The sequence below is a fragment of the Longitalea luteola genome, assembly GCF_017356035.1.
GTDB lineage: Bacteria > Bacteroidota > Bacteroidia > Chitinophagales > Chitinophagaceae > Niastella > Niastella luteola.
Map to the genome: position 1 here is coordinate 436,973 of NZ_JAFIQX010000002.1, position 22,324 is coordinate 459,296.

The 22,324-nt window shown below is 45.6% G+C and carries 22 protein-coding genes; 12 read left to right on the plus strand and 10 right to left on the minus strand.

Annotated elements, in window-relative coordinates; genetic code table 11:
* The first annotated feature begins 61 nt into the window (after positions 1-61).
* On the plus strand, positions 62-922 hold the full coding sequence (locus tag JUB15_RS05980; RefSeq protein ID WP_207511420.1) for an RDD family protein: 861 nt from the start codon (positions 62-64) through the stop codon (positions 920-922).
* A 190-nt stretch (positions 923-1,112) separates the two neighbouring features.
* Entirely contained in the window at positions 1,113-1,328 is a 216-nt protein-coding gene (locus tag JUB15_RS05985; protein ID WP_207511421.1) for a hypothetical protein, read from the plus strand.
* Between the two features lie 67 nt (positions 1,329-1,395).
* Here JUB15_RS05985 and JUB15_RS05990 read toward each other — a convergent pair whose 3' ends face one another.
* Genes JUB15_RS05990 through JUB15_RS06010 form a run of 5 tightly spaced genes read right to left on the minus strand, consistent with a single transcriptional unit; the run spans position 1,396 to position 5,732 of the window.
* On the minus strand, positions 1,396-2,274 hold the full coding sequence (locus tag JUB15_RS05990; protein WP_207511422.1) for a hypothetical protein: 879 nt from the start codon (positions 2,272-2,274) through the stop codon (positions 1,396-1,398).
* An 18-nt stretch (positions 2,275-2,292) separates the two neighbouring features.
* Positions 2,293-3,207 carry a methylmalonyl Co-A mutase-associated GTPase MeaB gene (gene meaB, locus JUB15_RS05995; protein WP_207511423.1) on the minus strand — a complete coding sequence of 305 codons (915 nt, stop codon included), beginning with the start codon at positions 3,205-3,207 and terminating at the stop codon, positions 2,293-2,295.
* A gap of 12 nt (positions 3,208-3,219) precedes the next feature.
* Positions 3,220-4,023: a glycosyltransferase family 2 protein gene (locus tag JUB15_RS06000; RefSeq protein ID WP_207511424.1), complete on the minus strand. Its 804-nt coding sequence runs from the start codon at positions 4,021-4,023 to the stop codon at positions 3,220-3,222.
* A 33-nt stretch (positions 4,024-4,056) separates the two neighbouring features.
* The gene (locus JUB15_RS06005; protein ID WP_207511425.1) at positions 4,057-4,815 is read right to left on the minus strand and encodes a glycosyltransferase family 2 protein; all 759 of its coding nucleotides are present in this window, start codon (positions 4,813-4,815) and stop codon (positions 4,057-4,059) included.
* Positions 4,816-4,856: 41 nt separating this feature from the next.
* A complete protein-coding gene (locus JUB15_RS06010) occupies positions 4,857-5,732 on the minus strand; it encodes a glycosyltransferase family protein (RefSeq protein ID WP_207511426.1) in 876 nt (291 codons plus the stop codon).
* 121 nt (positions 5,733-5,853) lie between these two features.
* Here JUB15_RS06010 and JUB15_RS06015 point away from each other — a divergent pair, with 121 nt between their 5' ends.
* From JUB15_RS06015 to JUB15_RS06050, 8 genes are all read left to right on the plus strand, one after another.
* Complete coding sequence (locus JUB15_RS06015) at positions 5,854-6,501, plus strand: LON peptidase substrate-binding domain-containing protein (RefSeq protein WP_207511427.1); 648 nt, start codon at positions 5,854-5,856, stop codon at positions 6,499-6,501.
* Positions 6,502-6,674: 173 nt separating this feature from the next.
* A complete protein-coding gene (locus JUB15_RS06020; protein ID WP_207511428.1) occupies positions 6,675-7,403 on the plus strand; it encodes a type III pantothenate kinase in 729 nt (242 codons plus the stop codon).
* A 26-nt stretch (positions 7,404-7,429) separates the two neighbouring features.
* A complete protein-coding gene (gene lptC / locus JUB15_RS06025; RefSeq protein ID WP_207511429.1) occupies positions 7,430-8,011 on the plus strand; it encodes an LPS export ABC transporter periplasmic protein LptC in 582 nt (193 codons plus the stop codon).
* An 80-nt stretch (positions 8,012-8,091) separates the two neighbouring features.
* Positions 8,092-9,081 (plus strand): potassium channel beta subunit family protein, encoded by a 990-nt coding sequence (locus JUB15_RS06030; protein WP_207511430.1) that lies wholly within the window; start codon positions 8,092-8,094, stop codon positions 9,079-9,081.
* Between the two features lie 476 nt (positions 9,082-9,557).
* Positions 9,558-9,722 carry a hypothetical protein gene (locus JUB15_RS06035; RefSeq protein ID WP_207511431.1) on the plus strand — a complete coding sequence of 55 codons (165 nt, stop codon included), beginning with the start codon at positions 9,558-9,560 and terminating at the stop codon, positions 9,720-9,722.
* A gap of 888 nt (positions 9,723-10,610) precedes the next feature.
* Positions 10,611-11,252, plus strand: a complete 642-nt coding sequence (locus JUB15_RS06040) for a TetR/AcrR family transcriptional regulator (RefSeq protein ID WP_207511432.1) — start codon at positions 10,611-10,613, stop codon at positions 11,250-11,252.
* A gap of 19 nt (positions 11,253-11,271) precedes the next feature.
* Complete coding sequence (locus tag JUB15_RS06045; protein WP_207511433.1) at positions 11,272-12,603, plus strand: TolC family protein; 1,332 nt, start codon at positions 11,272-11,274, stop codon at positions 12,601-12,603.
* A gap of 30 nt (positions 12,604-12,633) precedes the next feature.
* Complete coding sequence (locus tag JUB15_RS06050) at positions 12,634-13,686, plus strand: HlyD family secretion protein (protein ID WP_207511434.1); 1,053 nt, start codon at positions 12,634-12,636, stop codon at positions 13,684-13,686.
* 5 nt (positions 13,687-13,691) lie between these two features.
* Here JUB15_RS06050 and JUB15_RS06055 read toward each other — a convergent pair whose 3' ends face one another.
* Positions 13,692-13,862 (minus strand): hypothetical protein, encoded by a 171-nt coding sequence (locus JUB15_RS06055; RefSeq protein WP_207511435.1) that lies wholly within the window; start codon positions 13,860-13,862, stop codon positions 13,692-13,694.
* An 85-nt stretch (positions 13,863-13,947) separates the two neighbouring features.
* Between JUB15_RS06055 and JUB15_RS06060 the strand changes: the two genes are divergently transcribed.
* Both JUB15_RS06060 and JUB15_RS06065 read left to right on the plus strand, forming a co-directional pair.
* Positions 13,948-15,495: a DHA2 family efflux MFS transporter permease subunit gene (locus tag JUB15_RS06060; RefSeq protein WP_207511436.1), complete on the plus strand. Its 1,548-nt coding sequence runs from the start codon at positions 13,948-13,950 to the stop codon at positions 15,493-15,495.
* A gap of 628 nt (positions 15,496-16,123) precedes the next feature.
* Entirely contained in the window at positions 16,124-16,945 is an 822-nt protein-coding gene (locus JUB15_RS06065; RefSeq protein WP_207511437.1) for an SDR family oxidoreductase, read from the plus strand.
* A 66-nt stretch (positions 16,946-17,011) separates the two neighbouring features.
* Here JUB15_RS06065 and JUB15_RS06070 read toward each other — a convergent pair whose 3' ends face one another.
* From JUB15_RS06070 to JUB15_RS06085, 4 genes are all read right to left on the minus strand, one after another.
* Positions 17,012-18,271 carry a T9SS type A sorting domain-containing protein gene (locus tag JUB15_RS06070; protein ID WP_207511438.1) on the minus strand — a complete coding sequence of 420 codons (1,260 nt, stop codon included), beginning with the start codon at positions 18,269-18,271 and terminating at the stop codon, positions 17,012-17,014.
* Between the two features lie 231 nt (positions 18,272-18,502).
* Positions 18,503-20,029, minus strand: coding sequence for a lysine--tRNA ligase (gene lysS / locus JUB15_RS06075; RefSeq protein ID WP_207511439.1), 1,527 nt, complete (start codon positions 20,027-20,029; stop codon positions 18,503-18,505).
* A 152-nt stretch (positions 20,030-20,181) separates the two neighbouring features.
* Positions 20,182-21,063 (minus strand): flavin reductase family protein, encoded by an 882-nt coding sequence (locus JUB15_RS06080; RefSeq protein WP_207511440.1) that lies wholly within the window; start codon positions 21,061-21,063, stop codon positions 20,182-20,184.
* Between the two features lie 82 nt (positions 21,064-21,145).
* Positions 21,146-22,156: a fumarylacetoacetate hydrolase family protein gene (locus JUB15_RS06085; protein ID WP_207511441.1), complete on the minus strand. Its 1,011-nt coding sequence runs from the start codon at positions 22,154-22,156 to the stop codon at positions 21,146-21,148.
* Positions 22,157-22,324: the final 168 nt, after the last annotated feature.

Here is a 22,324-nt window from a genome sequence, read left to right on the forward strand (position 1 = left end):
CTTTTTTATTTGATACAGAAAATAAAATTGCTATTTTGTAGACCACTGAACCGTTGATCTTATGAAAAGAGCTACCCTCATAACTATATGGCTTACCCTTGCCATTATAGTGATCACCTTCATACAAACAGTCCCTTACATCAAATTACTGGTAAAGAATGATGTTTCCGGCGATTACGCCACCCTATTCAATGTAACCAGGACAGCCCTGGCTGCTTTGATAGAACTGGCTATTTTCATTTTGGGTTTAATGGCCCTCACCAGCACAGACCCGGAATTACGTGATAGAACATATACGCTTTTCCGGTATATGTATGTGGCGGGAGCAGTGGCCAACTATCCATTGGTGATCTATTCGCGGATCACTTATGCCAAATATTTGTACACCGCCAGCTGGTACAGCTTTGTTACTGTGTTCGTTAATATTTTGAGCATCATTCTGCTGATCTTACTGATCAGTAACAAACCTCAAAAACAGGTAGAGCGGGTGAATTTGCAGGAGTACGATATGGTCGCATTCACCTCTACAGGCCACCGGTTCTTACATTATATCCTCGATGCTCTTTTTTTACTTCCGTTAACACTGTTGGTGTTCCAATGGATGTATTCAGGGCATAACGATGCGTGGCTGATACAACTGATTTACGGTGGGAGTTATCTGTTGTATTGCTTTTTCTCGGAAGCCGTTTTCGGGCAAACCTTTGGAAAAATGATCACCAGGTCATGTGTGGTGAGTGACGGTGTGCCGCTAACGCCCGGCCGGGTTTTCCTGCGCACACTGGCCCGCCTCATTCCCTTTGACGGACTTTCCTTTTTATTTGGCGCCAAATGGCACGACCGGGCTTCTTCCACGGCCGTGGTATACATCGATAGCTGGGAGAAAGCCTTTGACAATCCGGAAACGACAGAAGCGACTGCCTGATTGTTTTACGATGTCCGGTGGCAATTCATTCAGATAATTAAAGAATTTGAATGAATTGGCCCCGGCTGGCCTTTACCAATTTGCCGCTGTTCAGTGCTGACGGGTGTTGGTTGAGAAAGCCGGGTAGCTGTTTTGTAAGTGAACCACGGCATTGGTTTTCGTCGTATTTTTGCCAGGTAATTGAAATGCCATGACAAGAGGATGCCTGATACTGTTCCTGTTTTTGATACTGCTAAGTATATTGCCCGCCGATCTGCAGGCGCAGTGCTCTATTTGCACGAAAACAGCCCAGCAACTGGGTGAAAAGCCTGCCAAAGCCCTGAATGCCGGCATCATTTACCTCGGCCTCACTCCGCTCCTGATCATGGGCTATATTGGGTACCGGTGGTGGAGGAACAATCAGTAAGACACGTATTTTGCTATTTTATTATTTGATGGTCTTTTCTGAGAAGGCTTGAGAAGCCCTTTCGGCCTTACATAGTACGCTTCACATATTTATGGTTAGTAGGCGGAAACAGCCAGTCAACGGCCCGGTGCCATTTTACAGCGGTGTATTTTCTTTTAATGATAACCGGAACCTGTCCCAGATCCAGCTGGGAGAAATTAAACAGCATTTCGTCGAAATTATAGCCTTTGAATTGTTGTTCGGCAATCCATTCCAGGATGAAGGGGTTCCAGTCTTCCTTGTTCCGCCAGTAGTGGGCGATCCAGGGCGTGGCATCGCCCAGGGTATACGTATGGTGCAGGGCCAGAGACAGCGAGTATTGTTCAACCAGCCTGAAAGGCACGCCGCCGGCGCACATTTCGTCGCATATCTGCAACGCGAGGTCAATATCTTTTCCGCCCTTATTATTGGGGCTCGACACCACGCCGGCATTCCACATATGGTCAGTGGGCTTCATTACAATATTGGCGAACGTTTTTCCTTTGAGCGCCCGCCAGGTTCTTTTACTGGTTTTATCGGTAAGCGTTGATAAAGCGCCTTCATCTTCGTGCATATACGCTTTTCCGCCCAGCAGTTCGGCTTTTAAAGTAGTGATATTGTTATATAGGAAAGTATCTGTATCGCAATACATGACCGGTTCGCCGGCATACATACTGGCAATATGTTGAATGGCCTTTATCTTAACCCGCCAGAAGAAATCGTGCGGTCCTTTCCATTCTTTTATTTTCTCCGGTGTAACCGGAATAATGTTCACATGATTCGCCAAATGTTTATAGAAGGGCGCCGCATCGGTGATAACGTTAATCGATTTTATTTCATTCGGCTGCTGTAAAAACGACATCGCTGAGAACGCAGCCTGTAAATGATTCTGGAAACGGTTACCAAAAGTGCAATACAAAATATGCATAACTTGTTCGAACGGATTTTAATAGAACCTGGTTATAAACGAATAAACGTTGGTGATATTTTCTTTTTGAATAGCCGCCAGCAGCTCCTCTTTACGTATGTCCTTCATGCGGTGTTTCTGCAGCAGATAATAAGCTTTATCGGCCAGTAACCTGAATTTCTTTTCGGTTGTTTGCACATGCTTCAATCCGTTCAATATTGCTTCAAAAAGCTCATGAACGCCCTGTTTTTGCGAAGCGATGGTTTTTATGACCGGAATGTCCAGTGCTGCAGCATGAAATGCCGGCTGCAACATTAATTTCAGGTTTCGGTAAAACGTATCGGCATCGGGCCGGTCGGCTTTATTCACCACAAAAATATCGGCAATTTCCATAAGACCGGCTTTCATGGTTTGCACTTCGTCACCGGCTTCAGGCACCAGCACCACCACGGTAACATCAGCAAGGCCGGCAATTTCCACTTCGCTTTGTCCAACCCCAACGGTTTCAATGATTATATGGTCAAATGGCGCCGCTTTTAGTACTTCCGTGAGCTCAATGATTTTGGGATGCAATCCACCCAATGAACCCCTGGTAGCCAGCGAGCGGATGAACACATTCGGATGACTGTACCATTCGCTCATTCGGATGCGATCGCCCAGCAGGGCGCCCATATTGAAGGGAGAGGAGGGATCAACGCACAGCACCGCCACTTTCTTTTGTGCTGCTACCAGTTCACCTATGAGGGCATCGGTAAGGGTGCTTTTGCCTGCGCCCGGCGGGCCTGTAATACCAATGATCTGCGTATGCTGATGAACGGGCAAGGCGGCCAGGAAACGGTCAAATCCCGGCACTTCATTTTCTACCAGTGATATACACCGGGAAATGGCTTTCTGCGATCCTGTTTGTATTTGTTCCAGCAACTGCTGCCAGTTGACGGAGGCCTGGATATGCATGTTCTATAGCTATTACAAATATTGAGCGATACCGGTATTACACCAGATCGAATTGCTTTCTATGGCCTGTTGTACCACCGTATCGTTTTTCAAAACACTGGTGCGGTCATACTCCTTATGATAAAGATGGTATACAATTCCCTGCAATTTAAAATATACGCGTTTTATACCCCTGTTATATAACCGAATTACGAGTTCGGTATCTTCCCGCCCCCAGCCGGTGATCTCCTCGTTGTAGCCATTCACCAGGATAAGATCTTCCCGCCAGAACGACATATTACAACCCCGTAAATTATACAATCCCTTTTCTTTTTTGAACAATTCAATAAAGCGGGCAAGCGCCGGCGCATGCAGGGCATTGAGCTTGTTGCGTACGCCTTTATGAAATAATGAGATCTGTTGATCATTGCTTTTCAACAGCTGTTTCGACAGTTCCTCACTGAGCAGCACACGGCTGCCACCAATAAAATGCCCCGGGCGTGCAGCTGTCAAGTGATCTTTCACAAATGATGGATGCAGGATCAGATCACCGTCGATTTGAATGAGGTAATCGCGGGTGGCGCTTGCAATGGCTTTATTACGGATCTGGCCGAGCCTGAAACCATCATCGGGCTGCCATACATGATGTAACGGAACCGGAAAATTTTCCTGGAACCTGGTGATCAGCGCCCGTGTTTCATCCTTTGAACCATCGTCGGCAATAATTACTTCATCGGGAAGCAGCACCTGGCGTTGTACGCTCAGTAATGTTTGCTCCAATGCCTGGGGCCAGTTGTAAGTGGCTATGAGTAATGTGCTGGATGGTGTTGGTTTCATTTGCTTATCGGTTGTTTAAGGGTTGGGCGGCGGTTATTTCTTTTCATTATGCAGCTGCCATAGTTTGGTGTATTTCATAAAAGCGCCATAAGCGTGAAAAGCTGCTACAATAAATCCGTGTCCGCCATCTAAAAAGCCCAGCTTGAAGATATATGCCTGCAAAAAGGTGGCCAGTGGTCCGAATATGATCTTCCCCCAGCTTGCCTTTTTCCCTTTTTTATAATTTAATTCAGCGCCCAGGCTGGTGTATTTGTTTGCCTTGGCAACATGTTCCTGAATAGTGAAATAAGTGTAGTGCAACAGATGCCCTTTTAACCGGTTTTGGGGTACGTCCGGCGGCAGCAGCAGGGTCTCATGCACCAGCTCATCATTCCACTGCACTTTGCTTTTAGGGAATAACCTGATCTTATAATCGGGGTATTCAACGCCATGGCGCAGGAATTTGCCATAATAATAATTCAAGCGGGTAAAATCATACATGCCCCGCAGCCCCTGGTTCTTAGCGGCCAGGATAGCAGCCTGCAGCTCATCGTCCAGGGCTTCATCGGCATCAAGGGAAAGAATATATTCATGACTGGCCAATTGAATGCCCGCGTTCTTTTGTGGGCCGAAGCCGAGCCAGGCCTGTTGTTTTACAATAGCGCCTTCCTGTTGGCAAATAGCCACCGTACCATCTGTTGAAAAAGAATCAACCACGATTATCTCATCGGCTACTGTTTTCAGTGATGCCAGGCATCGTTGAATATTCCGGGCTTCGTTATGTGTGATGATTACTGCTGTAATCGGACTCATTGAATTTTTTTTATTGTGGCGTTGGTTCAACCGGTACGGGATTATCTTAATATTTTGTAATTCCTGTAATCGAACAGGCGTTTGCCGGTTGCTTTTTCTATGTAATACAGTATACGGTTCTTAAAGGAGAAGCGTTTGCGGCTGATATCCAACTCTATTTTCCAGTTCTGTTTAGTGATCCTGTCCTGCATTACTGCCGGATGCGTTTCGTTGAATTTCGCCAGCGAATCGAATTCATTGTTGAAATCCCAGAAATCAGATTCGGTGAGGAACTGTTCCCATTCTTCGTCGCTACGCCAGAATTTTCCAATGTTCTTTTGCTTCTGCAACATTTGCTTCGGGCTTTTCACCCAGCCGTAATGATAGATGTGGGCGTCTATCAATTTCACGTTCAGCTTGCGGCCATCTTTACGAAAGCCCTGTGCGTCTTTATAGGAACGAATGGTTTTATCGTTTCGAATTATGCGGATCTCGCGATTGTACCAGCGGCGGCTATCACCCACATAATTATACGTACCGTAAAAATGGGTGTATTTGAACAGCAGGCCTTCTACTTCTTTTTGATCTTTGTATTTTCTGGCGGCTTCCAGAATGGCAGGGTAATATTTTTCATGCACAACCTCATCGGCCTGAATGTAAAATGCCCAGTCGGCATCGGGCGAAACATGTGCAAACGCTTTATCGGTTTCAACCGCCAGTACCTGCCCGCCCTTACGTAAGGCAGGGTCCCACACCGAGTGTACGATGCGGATCTTGTCAGAAGCAATAGCCCGGATCAATCCCACGGTATCATCTTCACTGTCACCGATACTCACGATCATTTCATCAACCAGTGGTAGTACAGAACGTATAGCTTCTGTTACGGGATAATCATTAATTACAGCATTTCGTATAATAATAAATCCCGAAATTTTCATAACTTTTATTTAGATACAGTGTTATTAAGTAATGCAATAATGCCCTGCAAATGTAGCTGAATGTGGAATATATTTTACAGGTTTAAAAACATTGTGTTAGATTGCAAAACGTGTATTTACTATGACTAATTTTATTCCGATTTTCCCCCTGAGCATTGTCGTTTTCCCGGGTGAGAAGGTACATCTCCACATTTTTGAGCCACGCTATAAACAATTGATAACTGAATGTTTCGAAGGCAAAAAGTCTTTTGGCATTCCGTCTGTCGTAAACAACCGCCTGCAGGAACTGGGCACCCTGGTGGAGGTAAGCGACATTGTTCAAACGTATGAAAATGGCGAAATGGACATTAAAACCCGGGGATTGCGCATTTTTCGCATCCTGGAAGTGATAAAACAGGTGCCTGATAAATTGTACAGCGGCGCCATTGTGAATTATCCCGAGAACGATGATGCCGGCAACCGCGAACTGATGCAAAAAGTGGTGAGCGGGGTAAAACAAATGCATCGCCTGCTGAATATCAGTAAAGATTTTAAGAAACCCGACGAAGAACTGAAGACCTATGATGTTGGGCATCATGCCGGCCTTTCGCTTGAGGAGGAATATGAGCTGTTGGGGCTTATGAAAGAGCTGCAACGGCAGGAATATATGAAAAGGCATTTGCAAAAAGTACTGCCCATGTTGCTGGAAATGGAACAACTGAAAGAAAAGGTAAAACTGAACGGGCATTTCAGGAATTTATCAGCCTTCGATTTTGATATTGACAAGTAATTTTCAAGTGGACCGATGCCCTTAGCTGCGGAACCAGATGTGCCGCAGGTGCGTTGGCCGGGCAGGTCAGTATGGTACGCATTAGTCCTTCTACAATCTTTTTTGGCAGAAACAAAAAAATCGCATTTCTTCATCCGCTATTTTATCCAGGAAAACGTTAAAATACATTCAGTTTGGCAACAACGCTATGCTTTGATTTCGGCAATACCCGGTTGAAATGCGCCGTTTTTAAGAACAGGGAATTACAGGAAGTGCTGGTACTGGAAAATGATAGCAATGACACCATCAAACACCTGATAGAAAAATATAAACCTGCCAAATCAATTCTTTCTTCTGTTGTAAATCATAACCCCGACCTGGAGCAGTTGCTGGCTGCAGCTTCGCGATTCCATAAATTATCACATCAGTCAAAGATCCCCATCACAACACCGGTGGGTAAACCCCAGGATATCGGCGCCGATCGCCTGGCGCTCATGTCGGCCGCCGTTGATCTTTTTCCCGATCATAATAACCTCATCATCGGCCTGGGCAGCGCCATCACTTATAACTTCGTTAATAAATACAAAGAATTTCTGGGTGGGGGCATTTCCCCGGGCATGGAAATGCGGTTCAAATCGCTTAAGATGTTTACAGCCAAACTGCCGCTGGTTGAAAAAGACTGGAACCTGCCCCTGATAGGGTATGACACCCGTACCAATATACTCAGTGGTGTAATTTTAGGAATGGCCAAAGAGATCGATGGCATGATCGATGCCTATGCAGAACGGTATGGGAACTTTAACGTGGTGTTAACCGGGGGGGATGCGCCCTATTTTGTGTATCATTTGAAAAACAGGATATTTGCAGACCCTGACCTCATTTTCAAAGGTCTCTATGCTATCAGCGAACACAATAATGGGTGACAGAAGGAGTTGATAGCAGGTTATATATGCGAAGAAGCCGTAAGACATATCATTTTTTTGCCGTAGCCCTGTTGATGGGTTGTTTTTTTGTGCTTACTTCCTGTGAGAACGATCAGGCGGCAGTAGATGCCCTTTTTCAGAAGAAAAAAGCCATAGAAGAAGCTAAAAATGTGGAAAGCTACCTGAGCCAGTCGGGCATCACGAAGGCAAAACTTACTTCGCCGTATATGCTAAGGGTGCTGGTGCCTGATTCTAATTATTTTGAATTTCCCCGCACGTTGCATGTTGATTTTTACGATGACAGTACCGTTATAGAAAGTACTGTAGACGCCCGCTATGCGAAGTATGTGGAGTATGATCACAAGGTGCTGCTGCGCGACAGTGTGCTGGTGCAAAGTCTCAAAAATGGGGATACACTGCGCACCCAGGAACTGTGGTGGGACCAGGATAAAAAGGAATTCTACACCGATAAACCGGCCCATGTATACCAGCGCGATAAGATAATATTTGCAAAAGACGGTCTACGGGCCGCCCAGGATCTTACCTCATACACCTTCTATAAGAGCTCAGGGCCCATGCTGGTGCCCAGCAATGGTATGCCGCAGTAGCGTACCGGCTGCCCATTGCCCACTGCCCACTGCCCATTTCTGTGCTACATCCCTTACATTTGATGTCTAAACAAAACTATATGGAATATAGAAGACTTGGACGATCAGGATTACAGTTGAGTGTTCTTTCCTTTGGCAGCTGGGTAACCTTTCACAAACAAATTGACGATAGTATAGCAGATGCATTGATGGGTATATCCTACGATGCGGGTATTAATTTTTTTGATAATGCGGAAGGCTACGCCGGCGGCGAAAGTGAGAAAATGATGGGGCGGGTATTACAGAAAAAGAACTGGGACCGCAGTTCGTACGTCGTGTCATCGAAAGTGTTCTTTGGTACGCGCGGCAAGGCTGCCAAGCCCAATCAAACCGGGCTGAGCAGAAAACATATGGTAGAAGCCTGCCACGAGGCGCTGGAGCGGCTGCAGCTCGATTACCTGGACCTTTATTTCTGTCATAGGCCCGACCCATCCGTTCCTATTGAAGAAGTGGTTTGGACAATGCACAATCTTATACAACAAGGCAAAATACTGTATTGGGGAACCAGTCAATGGAGTGGCGCCGAGATCATGGAAGCGCACCGGGTAGCGCAACAGTATTGCCTCATCGGGCCCACGATGGAGCAGCCGCAGTACAATATGTTCGAGCGCTACAAGATGGAAATGGATTACCTGCCCGTGTTTCAGAACGTAGGGTTAGGTACAACCATCTGGAGCCCGCTGGCGGCCGGTTTCCTCACGGGTAAATACAACGAGGGTATTCCGGAGGAGTCGCGTTTGGCCATTGCCGGTTTCGGCTGGTTAAAGGACAGGTGGATCCAGGAAGAAAAAATAAAAAAGGTAAAACAACTGGCGGCCCTGGCCGGGAAATTAGATGTTTCTTTAGCGGCCCTGGCCATTGCATGGACTATTAAAAACCCGAATGTTACCACTGCCATACTGGGCGCTACTAAAACCGGGCAATTGCACGAAAACCTGAAAGCAACTGCTGTGCTGCCTTTATTAACGCCGGAAGTACTGCAGGAGATAGAAAACATTCTGCAGAACAAACCTTACATGGACCTTGCCTAGAGCAGTTATTAATATTTGTTAATAACTGTTATCGTAGTACAGCAGCATGGCGAAGCGTCATGGCAACGATATATGTTATACGAACAATTAACCCGTCTGTTGAGCAGACGGGTTTTTTAATGACCCTTTAATATAGTGGATCATTAAATACTATGCTTATTGTCGTTGGGATCTTTAACGGGAATGTTTATGGTTAAAAGGGATTATTCTTTAATACAAGTTTTATATGCAACGTTAATGCCTGGGCTAATTGCAATTACAGGTTTATTAAATGGGCCATTCAGGCAAATGGCCGCGGAGCTCGGGCTGTATCACGTGTTTGTACACACTGGTAAATTCATCAACTAACGGTGACATGTACGTACGAATGGTCCTAAGTAATAATGCTATTGTGTTGTATTGGTTGGTTAAATATCTTTGAGCACATAAGGCAGCCATTGTTAACACATCGCTGCTGCTTACGAAATCCTTTGACTATGAAAACGGCAACGAACCTGTTCCTGTTACCCGATTATACCCTGGCCAATTTCTTTTTGCTCTCTGCCCTTGAGACTTTCAAAATTTATTCCCCATTTATTAAGAAAATAAAAGCAGACGGTGTTATACAACAGGCTGCTCTTGCCAGGTATAATTTACTTTAATAACTCAGTGAATATTTGCCAGCTGTTTTCAGCAGTCAATAAAGATATTTTTTCAAAAGTCTCTAATAGGGGTTAAATAGTGCATAGGGCAAAAAGGCCGCCCTTTTTCAAGGGCGGCAATTTTTTAAACCGGAGTGTTAGCAGCTGAATGACTTCCGCCCCTGAATGAGCTGAATGGTCAATATAAAAAGAAAACCGGCTTAGAGAAGCCGGTTCATACCCTGATATTATTAAATGAGAACTAAGTGACTGAAATTATAACCTAAGTTCAGCTTCTTACATCCTTTCTTCCATATCGATCCCTGGAACCAGGTTATAGAAAATCGCATGCAGTCAACCGGAACTTGAATAAACATCATTGAAACGATAATACGTATTGTTTATTATGTGATTTACATTAAAATTTTTGAGGATTTTAAAACCAGGGGTAATAATGTTTCAGCACCGACCGGGCGGGCATTTCAGCAATGTTACCGAGTACCTTACGGTTGTTAGTTAGGCTGTTGCCAACTGCCGGCTACCAGTTTCCCGTTGCCGGGCTGACTGGCAATTTCGCTATGATGAGTGTCGTCTTTCTGCGTGCCGATGTTTTGAAATTTCTATCCAGAACAATGGTTAACCGGTTGAGGGCGATCTTTTTTTTGTTATTTAATTGTTATTGGAACCTTTTCTTTCGCTGTGCTTTTATCGACTGATCTTCCATGTTGTTTTTCAACTGATCTGCTTTGAAATCAATTCACTAACCGTGATTTGTCCTACCAACAGCACCTGGCTGATCGCACACCGTTTTACTGCCGCTGTAATATTTTAGCTTCGCCGCAAATTACTTAAACGTTTGTTTAATTTAAACGTTTGTTTAATTTTGGGTCTCCAAAAGTAAGATCTTATATGTCACTCACGGAAAAAGTTGATAAAAGGACACACATCCTGTCAGTTGCCGAGCAACTGTTTGCCGAAAATGGATTTGATGGAACTTCTGTGCGGGATATTGCGCAACTCGCTAACGTTAATCTTGCCATGATCTCTTATTACTTCGGTTCAAAGGAAAAGCTACTGGAAGCATTGATCGAAGACAGGGCCGGCTATACCCTGGGTATATTGGAGGAATTAAGCAAGGATCAAACCCTTACGCCCTGGGATAAAGTAGACCGTGTGGTTGACTTTTACGTAGAAAAGATAATGAACAATTACCGGTTCCATTGTATCATGTCGCAACAATACAATCAAACCAGGTCAACCGAAATAAAGGAGCTTATCATCAATATCAAGCTGCGTAACCTGGAGCAGATAAAAAAGGTCATTACAGACGGGCAGAAGAAGAAAGTTTTTCGCAAAGTGGATATTGAGTTTACCATGGCCAGCATGTTTGGCACGCTTACCCAGATAGTGAATTCAAAAAGTTTGTATTGCCGTCTGCTGAAAGTAGACGAAACGGATGAACCTACTTTTCGTAAAAAGATCGCTCCCCGGTTAAAAACACATTTGAAACAAATGATGCGGGCGCACCTGGATATCAAAAATGAAGAATAACATTTAATATATAGATCGCATGAACCTGAAAAAGAAAATAATCTCGGGATTAGCCTTATTACTAACCATTTTTTCTGCGGAAGCACAGACCAGAACCATCAGTCTGGAAGAAGCCGTTAGCCTGGGCGTACAGAATAGCAAACAATTGCAGCTGTCACAGAATAAAATTGAACAGGCCGTATCACAACTGGAGCAGGCGAAAGATGAATCGCTGCCCACTGCGAAAGTGAGCGCAGGTTACAGCCATGCCCTGATGTTGCAGCGCAGCTTTGCCCTGCCTGCATCGGATGGTTCAGATCCGAAGAGCATGAAATTTCCTTTCGATAATACATTGTACCAGGCTACCCTGAGCATTAACCAGCCCATTATTGCAGGCCACCGCTACCGCTATGCAAGGGAGTCGGCCAACCTGCTGATCCAAAGCAGCAAGCTCGATGCGGAAGCCAACAAAGATGAAATTGTGTACAATGTCATCAATGCTTACATCAACTTCTATAAAATTCAACAGAATCAAAAAATAGTAGCGCAGAACCTGCAGGATGTAGATCAGAAATTAACGGAGATCAAAAAGTTTGAAAGCCAGGGACTGGCAACAAAGAACGATGTATTGCGCTTTCAGCTGCAGCGTTCGAACATCCAACTGCAACAAATTGAATTAGAGAATAACCGCAAAGTGGTGAATTATAACCTGAATATCTTGCTGGGTCTGCCAGACAGTACAACCGTACAGGTACAGGACGTAGTTTATAAGCTGGATATGACTGAAAGACCGGAAGTGTATATGAAGCAGGCCCTGCAAGATAGAAAGGAATTCAGTTCGCTGAATTACCAGGATAAACTGGCCGATGTGAACATCAAAAAGGTGCATGATGAAAAATTACCTACAGTAGGCGTTGGGGGCAACCTGTATTATATCAATCCCACAAAAGCCCTTTTCCCGAAAGGAGCTACTTATCTGGCGCCATTTGTAGTAGGAGTAAACGCAAGCTGGGACATTACCGGTTTTTTTAAGAACAGGAACAAATTAACAGAAGCAAATTTGCAAAAACAGGAAGTGGCGACAACGCGCGACCTGCTTACCGACCGCGTGAAAATGGATGTAAATAAAACCTACACCCAGTATCAGCAGGCTTTGGAAAAAATTAAAGTGCTGAACGATGCGGTGGTACAGGCAACGGAAAATGAACGGATAACCGAATCTAAGTTCAGGAACAACCTGGCTACAACTACTGACCGGATAGATGCACAAACCCTGTTGTATGAATCTCGGTTGAACCTGGAGCTGGCCAAAGCTGATGCTACCGCCGCTTATTATACCCTTTTGAAAACAACCGGACATATTCAACCCTAACCATTTAAAAAAGCATTAAAGAGATATTGTATGAGCGAAGCAAAAAAGAGTAAAGGAAAAAAGATCATTTTCCCGATCATCCTGGGGCTGGTATTAATAGGCGCCCTGGCATTCACTGCCAAAGAATATATTTATGGTAAAAGCCATGAAGAAACAGACAATGCACAGATCGATGCCGATATTAGTCCGGTAGTAACACGAGTAAGCGGCTATATCAAAGAGATCCGATTTTCCGATAACCAGTTTGTAAAAGCGGGTGATACGCTGGTAGTGCTCGATGACCGCGATTTCCAGATCAAACTGAAACAGGCGGAAGCTGCCCTGGCTGTTGCGAAACAATCAGTGAATGTATCTCAGTATGCGGTAGCAGAAGCCAGAACCGGTATTGCTACGGCACAGGCGAATATTGAAACTGCCAAAGTACGCGTTTGGAAAGCGACCGAAGACTTCAAACGCTATGAAGCTTTGTATGAGGATCACGCCATCACCAAAGCGCAGTTCGATGCGGCCAAGGCAGAGAAAGATGCGGCGGAAGCTGCATTGCGTGCTGCTGAAACGCAGGTTCCGGTCGTAACCGAGAAAGTAAGCACCAACCGGCAGCAGGTTCAGGCCACTGCTTCAAACATCGGCTTGCGCCAGGCAGATATCGATTATGCCAAATTGCAGTTAAGCTATACTGTTATCACTGCTCCTACAGATGGTATTGTTTCAAAGAAAACCATTCAGCCCGGGCAACTGGTTCAGGCGGGTCAATCCCTTTTCTCTATTGTTAATGACAATGGATTGTATTTGACCGCCAATTTTAAAGAAACGCAGATTGAAAATATCAAAGTGGGCCAGGCTGTACATATTAATGTTGATGCATTTGCCGACCATCCGATAAACGGCACTGTAGAATCATTCGCTGGTGCTACCGGCGCCAGATTTTCATTACTGCCGCCCGATAACGCTACCGGTAACTTCGTAAAAGTAGTGCAACGCATCCCGGTTCGTATTAAACTGGATAAAGCAGATACTGAATTTGTAAACCGGTTACGTCCGGGTATGAGTGCCAAAGTGGTAGTTGATACCAAAAAATCATAAAAGGGCTAAACGCTCAACGCAAAACGCGGAACGCTCAACGCAAAACGCAGAACCGCAAAACGCAGCATCTGCCTGCCGGCAGGCAGGCGCTGAATGCCAAAGGCTGAAGGCTCAAAGCCAAAGGCTGAAGGCTCAAACCCATAGATGTTTGCCGGGTTGGAGGTTGCGTTAAGCATTTGGCGTTCAACATTCCGGCGAGCTAGTCGGCGCATAGCGCCTAAACGAAGCAAGCGTTCAGCGTTTAGCATAAAAATTTTAAGAATGGCAGAACAAGGATTTAGGAAATGGATCATTACCATTACCGTGATCATGGCTTCTTTGCTGGAGTTGATCGATACGACCATTGTGAACGTGGCCCTGCCCGAGATCATGGGTAACCTGGGTGCCACCCTGGAAGATGCGGGCTGGCTGGTAACAGGTTATGCGGTGGCCAACGTAATCATATTGCCAATGTCGGGCTGGTTGGGCGATCGGTTTGGGAGAAAGAATTACTTTCTGGCTTCCATTCTCATCTTTACAGCTGCCTCGTATTTATGCGGACAGGCAAGTTCACTCACAGAGTTGATCCTATACCGGTTATTGCAGGGTTTGGCTGGCGGGGGTTTGTTGTCAACAGCCCAGGCCATTTTAATGGAAACCTGGCCGCGCGAAGAAATAGGCATGGCTACGGCCCTGTTTGGCTTGGGGGCGGTAGTTGGTCCTACACTCGGTCCTACCATCGGCGGTTACATTGTTGACAATACCAACTGGAGATATATCTTCTATGTAAATATTCCTGTAGGCGCAATTGCCGCATTCCTGGTGTCGATGTTTGTGCGCGAGTCGCCGATGTTCGCCAAGGGAAAACCGATCGACTGGTGGGGGATCCTGTTACTGGCCATAGGCGTGGGCAGTTTGCAGGTGGTGTTGGAAAAAGGCGAAACAGAAGACTGGTTCGAGACTCCTTACATTACTGTACTTACCTTTACTACAATATTGGCTGTGGTCGGGTTTATATGGCGTGAACTGAGCATAGACCATCCGGTGGTTGATTTTCGGATCTTGAAAGACCGGAGCTTTGCCATTGGTATTATCACTTCGTTTGCGCTTGGCTTTGCTTTATACGGATCCGTATTTATTTTCCCGGTATTTTGTCAGAACCTGCTCCATTTTACCGCCCTGCAAACCGGGTTGATCTTGTTGCCTGGCGGCCTGGCAACCATTCTGATGATGCCGTTTGTGGGCGCCATGCTGAAGAAAGGAGTGCCTGCACAGTACATGGCAACCGGCGGATTCATCCTGTTCTTTGTATTCTGCTGGATGTTATCCAACAGCACGCTTGAATCAGGCACCGGCGATTTCTTCTGGCCGCTGATCATTCGCGGTATTGGTATGGCCATTTTATTTGTACCATTGACCACATTGGCGGTACAGGGGCTGCAGGGAAAACAGATTGGTCAGGGTACTGGCTTAAACAACATGATGCGGCAGTTAGGCGGTTCATTCGGCGTGGCCATTCTTACCACGCTTATACACGTAAAATCGGCCGAAGTACGCACTGCGCTGCTGGCAAATTTGAATCCCTATAACCCTGCCTATGTTCAACGTAATGAGGGACAGGTCCAAATGTTAATGGGTAAGGGCGCTACCCTCCTGGAGGCCCAGCAGAAAAGCAACCTGATGATGGAAGGAAATATTATCAGGCAAACCATGCTGGTAACATACGATCATATGTATATGCTGATCGGTCTGTTTGTACTGGCAGCTATTCCGGTGATCTATTTGCAGAAGTTCAAGAAGAAGCCGGTGATCGTAACCGACGCACATTAAGGTTAACAGTTAACAAGTTGATAAAGGTGGGTTCCGTTCCGGGGCTCACCTTCTTTTTTCGATGAGTCCCATTTGAAGCCAGGCGATGAGACATGTATAAAAAGAAACAATCCCGGAGGTATTCCGGGACTGTTTAAAAAGTTTGTACTAAACCTTACCAAGAAGGAACAGGGTTCATCAGGAGGTACAAATTTTAAATCATTTTCAAAGGATGCCTGGATTAAGCGGATCTGGATTTTTGTTTGTCTTGATTGAATGATTCAGGAACGATTACGGTTTTCAGGAACATTGGTTTTACCTGGTCTTTCTTTGGATCTTGGATATCCCGCCTGCAGCGGGTTGGTCTTTCAGGATCTTGGTTGATTTTTCTTGGATTGTTGGATCAGGTTTTCGTTTGGATATTGGTGTTCTTATGAATCAGTCAAACTTGACGATTACAAACATATTGTTAAAATAGTTGAATTGCAAGCGAACAAACGCTTGATTTATACATTTCAGAAATTACCTGTGAAATAGTAAAACTACGTAATGTTCCAGGTGCTTATACTTTGAGTTTCTATTTGACGCTGAATTAGAATAACTTGTAAGTCACATCACAAATTGATTCACTCGAAAAAACGAAAATACTATGCAGTTCAAGGGAAAGAAAGTACTCATTACAGGTGGTTCTCGGGGCATAGGAAAAGCGATTGCTATGCGTTTAGCAGCAGATGGCGCTGAAATTGCCATCGTTGGCAAAACGGCTGAACCTCATCCCAGGCTTGAAGGAACCATTTATACAGCAGCGGAAGAAATTACCAAAGCCGGTGCAGCCCGGGTGGTTCCGATTCAGGGCGATATTCGTTTTGAAGAAAGTATAGAGCAGATCGTAAAAACAACCGTGGAGCAATTGGGCGGCCTGGATATCCTCGTGAATAATGCCAGCGCCATTAACCTGATGCCCACAGAACAAATGGAGCCTAAACGCTGGGACCTGATGCATGATATAAATGTCCGCGGTACCTTTTTTATGAGCAAAGCATGTTTACCGGCATTAAAACAAAGTGGTAATGCCCATATTTTGAACTTGTCGCCACCGCTGAATTTAAATCCCGAATGGTTTGGCCGCTTCCTGGCTTACACGATCAGCAAGTTCGGCATGAGCATGATCGTGCTGGGACTGGCTGAAGAATTAAAACCACACCGGATAGGCGTAAATGCCCTCTGGCCCAAAACCACCATTGCCACTGCTGCCATTCAGAACATTGTAGGAGGCGATGTGATGGTGCAACGCAGCCGGAAGCCTGCAATAGTAGCTGATGCGGCCTATTATATTCTGCAGCGCCCCGCTTCGGAATGCACCGGCAATTTCTTTATTGATGAAGATATACTGGTGCAGCAGGGTATTACCGATCTTGATCATTATGCCGTGAACCCCGGTGGCAAACTTATGCCCGATCTCTTTTTGTAAAAGCAAAAAAGAACGTCCCGGCACATCGGGACGTTCCGGAGGTACTAGTCATGGCTAAAAAGCAGCTTACTGTTTTATGAGTTGTGTGGTTCCAATTTTTTTGCCTGTTGCGTCTTCTACGGTTATAATATAAGTACCGGAGGGCAGCGCCTGTATGCCAGGTACAGGAATATTATTTGAGCCTGCAATCAGCGGCCGCTGGAGATGCTGCAGCTGCAAACCGAACTGGTTGTATAGTTTTATATGTGCAGCCAGTTTGTTTTCACTGTTGATGGTAATGGTAGCTGTGTTGGCAGCAGGATTTGGATATGCCCTGATGGTTGATTTTTCGTTTGCGGTGCTTCTGATGCGGATGGTTTGCGAATAGGAATAATTGCCAGACATATCCACTTGTTTCAGGCGGTAATAATTTACTGAAAATGCGTTGTCGTCAACAGCATTGTATTCCCTGGTGCTGTTGCTGTTGCCAGCAGCCTGCACGGTAGTAAGAGTTAACCAGTCGATCCCATTCACGCTTTTTTCTACAACAAATTGCCCGAGGTTCTCTTCCTGCGCTGTTGACCAGTTAAGCTTTACTGTATTATTGTTAAGGGAGCCATTAAATGAAGTTAAGGTAAGTGGTAGAACGATGGCGGGTTGAAAACTAATATTACCCAGGACAATGTATTGAGCCGTGGGGTTAGATATGGAAGCACTGTTGTTCCGGTAACGGATTCTTACCTGGTTCAACAGGGTATTGCCAAAATCAACTACCACTGTTCCATTTTGATCCGCTGCATTGGAAGCGCTGTTTCCGCCTCCCTGCAAAAGCGTGGCTGCATAGGCCCTGTTACCTGAGATCCTGACAATATCGGAGCTGGCTACCAGCTTTGTAATAGTTGGGTTGACGGTAGTATTGGTACTACTGGTGCCCGTTACAACGATCTCATCAACATTTAGATGAAAAACCAACCAGTCCATATCAATATCCGCCACATTAAACCGAACATTTGTTACCGGTGCATTGAAAGCAATGGTTATATCTGCATAGTCTGATTCGCTGTCCCAGTCAACACCCACAAACAGATTATCAGCATTGGAGCCCAATGCACTTACATATTCGTTGCTTACTTTGGGCGAGGAATAGGCATAAGAGCCTGCACGGCTGTTACTGATATTAATCTGCGCATTAACCAGTGAGCTTCCAATGTTATTGGCGGTACCAGTGGTTCCTCCGTTAAGCCAACCTGTTAAGAGGCTGGTTGCCCAGTCCAGTACGACGGATTGAGCTACCGTTTGTTGCATACTTAGCACCAGACAAGTGCATAAGATGTAGAAGGTTTTCATATTTCGGATTTTTGCACAGCCAAATGGTCACAATTAAGTTGCCAACTAAGTGCAAGTATGTAATAAGCTCTATAACAATAGTATTACTTATAAAGAAAAATGTAGTTGTATGGTAAGTATGTCCCGGTATGGGAAAGAATTGTCCATGGAAGGGAAATAAAAAAAACCAAAATGATACATCACTGTATCGTTTTGGTTTTTTCAAATACTTATTATAAGAGAAATGAGTGTTTACTCAGCTGTTTTTTCAGGCCGCATTTGCGGGAACAGCAATACATCCTGGATGCTGGGTTGATTGGTCATCAACATCACCAGGCGGTCTATACCGATCCCGATCCCTGATGTAGGCGGCATACCATATTCGAGCGCACGCAGAAAATCGTTATCTATATACATGGCCTCATCATCACCGCGTTTCAGCAATTCAGCCTGTTCTTCAAAACGCTCGCGTTGATCGATGGGGTCGTTCAATTCACTATAGGCATTGGCGATCTCTTTTCCGTTTACCATTAATTCAAAACGTTCTACCAATCCGGCTTTACTGCGATGCTTTTTGGTGAGCGGACTCATTTCGATGGGATAATCGATGATGAACGTCGGTTGCACATAGTGCGCTTCACATTTTGAACCGAACAGCTCATCGATCAGTTTTCCTTTACCCATGCTGGCTTCAGTATGGATATGCAGCTTTTTACATACATCTCTTAATCCGGCTTCATCCAGGTTACTTACGTCGATGCCTGTATGTTCTTTAATGGCATCGTAGATGCTGATGCGCTTGAAGGGCGCTTTAAAATTAATTTCTTTATCACCTACCTGCACGGTTGTGGTGCCATGTAAAGCCACGGCTATTTTTTCGAACAATTGTTCGGTGATCTCCATCATCCAGAAATAATCCTTGTAGGCGGTGTACCATTCCAGCACGGTAAATTCAGGATTATGCGTGCGGTCCATACCTTCATTACGGAAGTTGCGGCTGAACTCATATACCCAGTCAAACCCGCCTACGATCAGGCGCTTCAGGTACAGCTCATTGGCAATACGTAAATAAAAAGGTACATCCAGCGCATTGTGATGCGTCACGAACGGCCGCGCGGCGGCGCCACCGGGAATGGATTGCAATACCGGTGTATCTACCTCCAGAGCGCCCTGATCATTCAGGAAATCTCGGATAGTATTGATCAGCTTGCTGCGTTTTGTAAACGTATCTTTCACCTGTGGGTTGATGATGAGGTCAACATAACGCTGGCGGTAGCGGAATTCGGGATCTGTTACGGCGTCGAAGGTCTCGCCTTCTTTTTCCTTTACGATCGGTAATGGTTTCAACGATTTGGTAAGGAAGGTGAGCTCAGTTACATGCACAGATGTTTCACCGGTTTTGGTGGTGAAAACATAGCCTTTCACGCCAATAATGTCGCCAATATCGGTGAGGTGTTTCCAAACTTTGTCATACAGCATTTTGTCTTCGCCGGGGCATATATCGTCGCGTTTTATGTATAACTGAATGCTGCCGGTGCTGTCCTGTAATTTGGCAAAGGAAGCTTTACCCATGTCACGGATGCTCATGATACGGCCGGCCAGGCATACATCGGCAAAATCGGCTTTATTTTCTTCACCCTTGTAATTTGACTTTATGTGGGCTGCAGTTATGTTAACGGGATACAATGGCGCAGGGTAAGGATCGATACCCAGCTTTTGTAATTCCTGTAATTTTTCGCGTCGGATGATTTCCTGTTCAGACAAATGTTGTGTGCTCATATAATTGCAAATGCGGCTGCAAAGGTACTTGTTACCCGGCACACAACCAACCGGGGTGGCAAGTTACAGGTTTCCGGTTTCAGATTCCCCGAAATGCACAACCCGCCGAAAAAGCGGAGGCCCCTGAAACCTGAAACCTGTAACCTGTAACATTAGTCCAGCGCCAGCAGCACCTGCCAGGCTTCCCGCACTTTGCCATCGCTTAACAGCTTTTGAGCATACGTATGCAATTCGGTTTCCATATCGGCCGGGTTGAGCGAATAATATTGAAAGATGTTCTTTAGCTGTGCATCGTCGAAAGACGGATCAATAACCGGCATTTCATGCACATTGCCCAGCTGGGCCAGGTTATTGCCCGTAAGTATGCGGCTGTTCCTGATGGGCGCCGGAAGGGCGTCGATACCAATTCCCAACTGAGTGTTGGGTTTTTCAACCTGGAAAAGATTGTTTTCATCCACCTTGCAATACCAGTCGCCACCCAGGCGGGCGACGTGGTGCAGTTTGCGCTGATCGATGAGCCTGTTTTCGTTCAGGATCTCATCGGCGATATGCATACGCAATACTTCACAAATGACCAGGTTGCCTGCGCCACCTTCTGTGCCCAGGGTTTTTATTTCAAGCACGCGGCACTCCATCTTCACCTTGCTCTCTTTTACCATTGGCGGTTGTACGAGGGTGGCTGGTTCGGCGGTGAACCCGGCCTTTACAAATTCATTCACTTCTTTGGGGAACTCACAGCTCGAGAGGCTGGCCTGGTACACCATATCGTAGTCCACAATATTGATCACCACCTCCGGCACTTCTATCACATTTTGTAATGTATGTTTGGTGGTATTATCACGTACCCTGCGTGCAGGTGAAAAAATAACGATGGGCGGGTTGGAGGAAAAAAGATTAAAAAAACTGAATGGGCTCAGGTTCACCGCACCCGCTTTGTCAATGGTGCTGGCAAAACAAATGGGCCGCGGTGCAATGGCATGCTGCAGGTAGTTCTGACGCTGAACCGTTGTTATATCTTTTAAATCGATGATCATGGAATACTAATCTGCTAATTTGCTAATGTGCTGATCCCGCAAAGCGGGACAGGTTGTGCTAATGGAAAACAATCATTTCCACCTACACCGATTTCTTCCTGGCCAGGATGGAAAAATCGTCTTCCTCGGCAACGATCGTATTGCTTAAGATGCCCAATCCGTCAATTTCCAATTCTACTACATCGCCAGGCTGCAGCCATTGTTCCTGGTAATTGGGATCATTCAGTTTACCGGTACCGTTCAATTCGAGGAAGCAACCGGTTCCTACAGTGCCGCTGCCTATTACATCGCCGGGATAAAGGTCAACGCCATACGATGCCCTTTCAATGATCTCGGCAAAGGTCCAGTTCATATCTTTCATATTACCATCGCTCACCTGTTTACCATTCACCCGGCATTGCATCCGCAGATTAAAATTTTTACCGGTGTGGCCTTCCTGCGCGGGCACTTCAAACTGTTTTAATTCATCTAAGGTTACCAGCCACGGACCTATAACGGTAGAAAAATCTTTTCCCTTGGCAGGCCCCAGGTTCAGCAGCATTTCTTCCATTTGCAGGCGGCGTGCGCTCAGGTCGTTCATGATCATCAGTCCGCCGATATATTCATCGGCATCTTCGGCCCTGATGTTGCGGCCATGTTTGCAAACCACAATGGCCACTTCCAGCTCAAAATCGAGCTTTTCAAAATGATCCGGCATACATTGTACGTTGCCCGGTCCCTGGATGCTATGGTGATTGGTAAAATAAAATATGGGGTATTGATCAAATTCCGGGATCATGGGTGCTTTCCGGTTGCGACGGGCCGCTTCCACATGTTGCCTGAATGCATAGCCATCGCGGCAGGAGCTGGGGAAAGGAACCGGGGCAAGGATCGTAGCGCTGTCGTACGCAAAGCCCTTGCTCTTAGGAATTTTGCCTTCCCTGATCATCATTTCTCCACCCAGCGCCATCGAATACGCATCTTCCCAGTAATTTAAAAACATACTCATATTCTGGGGCAGATCGGGATGTAGAACTTCGGCATCGTATAATAATCCGTCTACCAGTATGGCTACGCGGTCCTGGCTTTCGCTGAGATAAGAAACAAGTTTCATGTATGGCAGTATTTTAGAGCATGCAATGTAATTGAAAAGTTGATAGAGTTAACAAGGATGACAAAGTTGATAAGGTTGATAGGTCATAAGTGGATAAAGCGAGAAATAGAACGCAGGAAGACAGCTGGAAATTGGGGTGGCGCCAACTGCCCAGCGCCCATTGCGAAT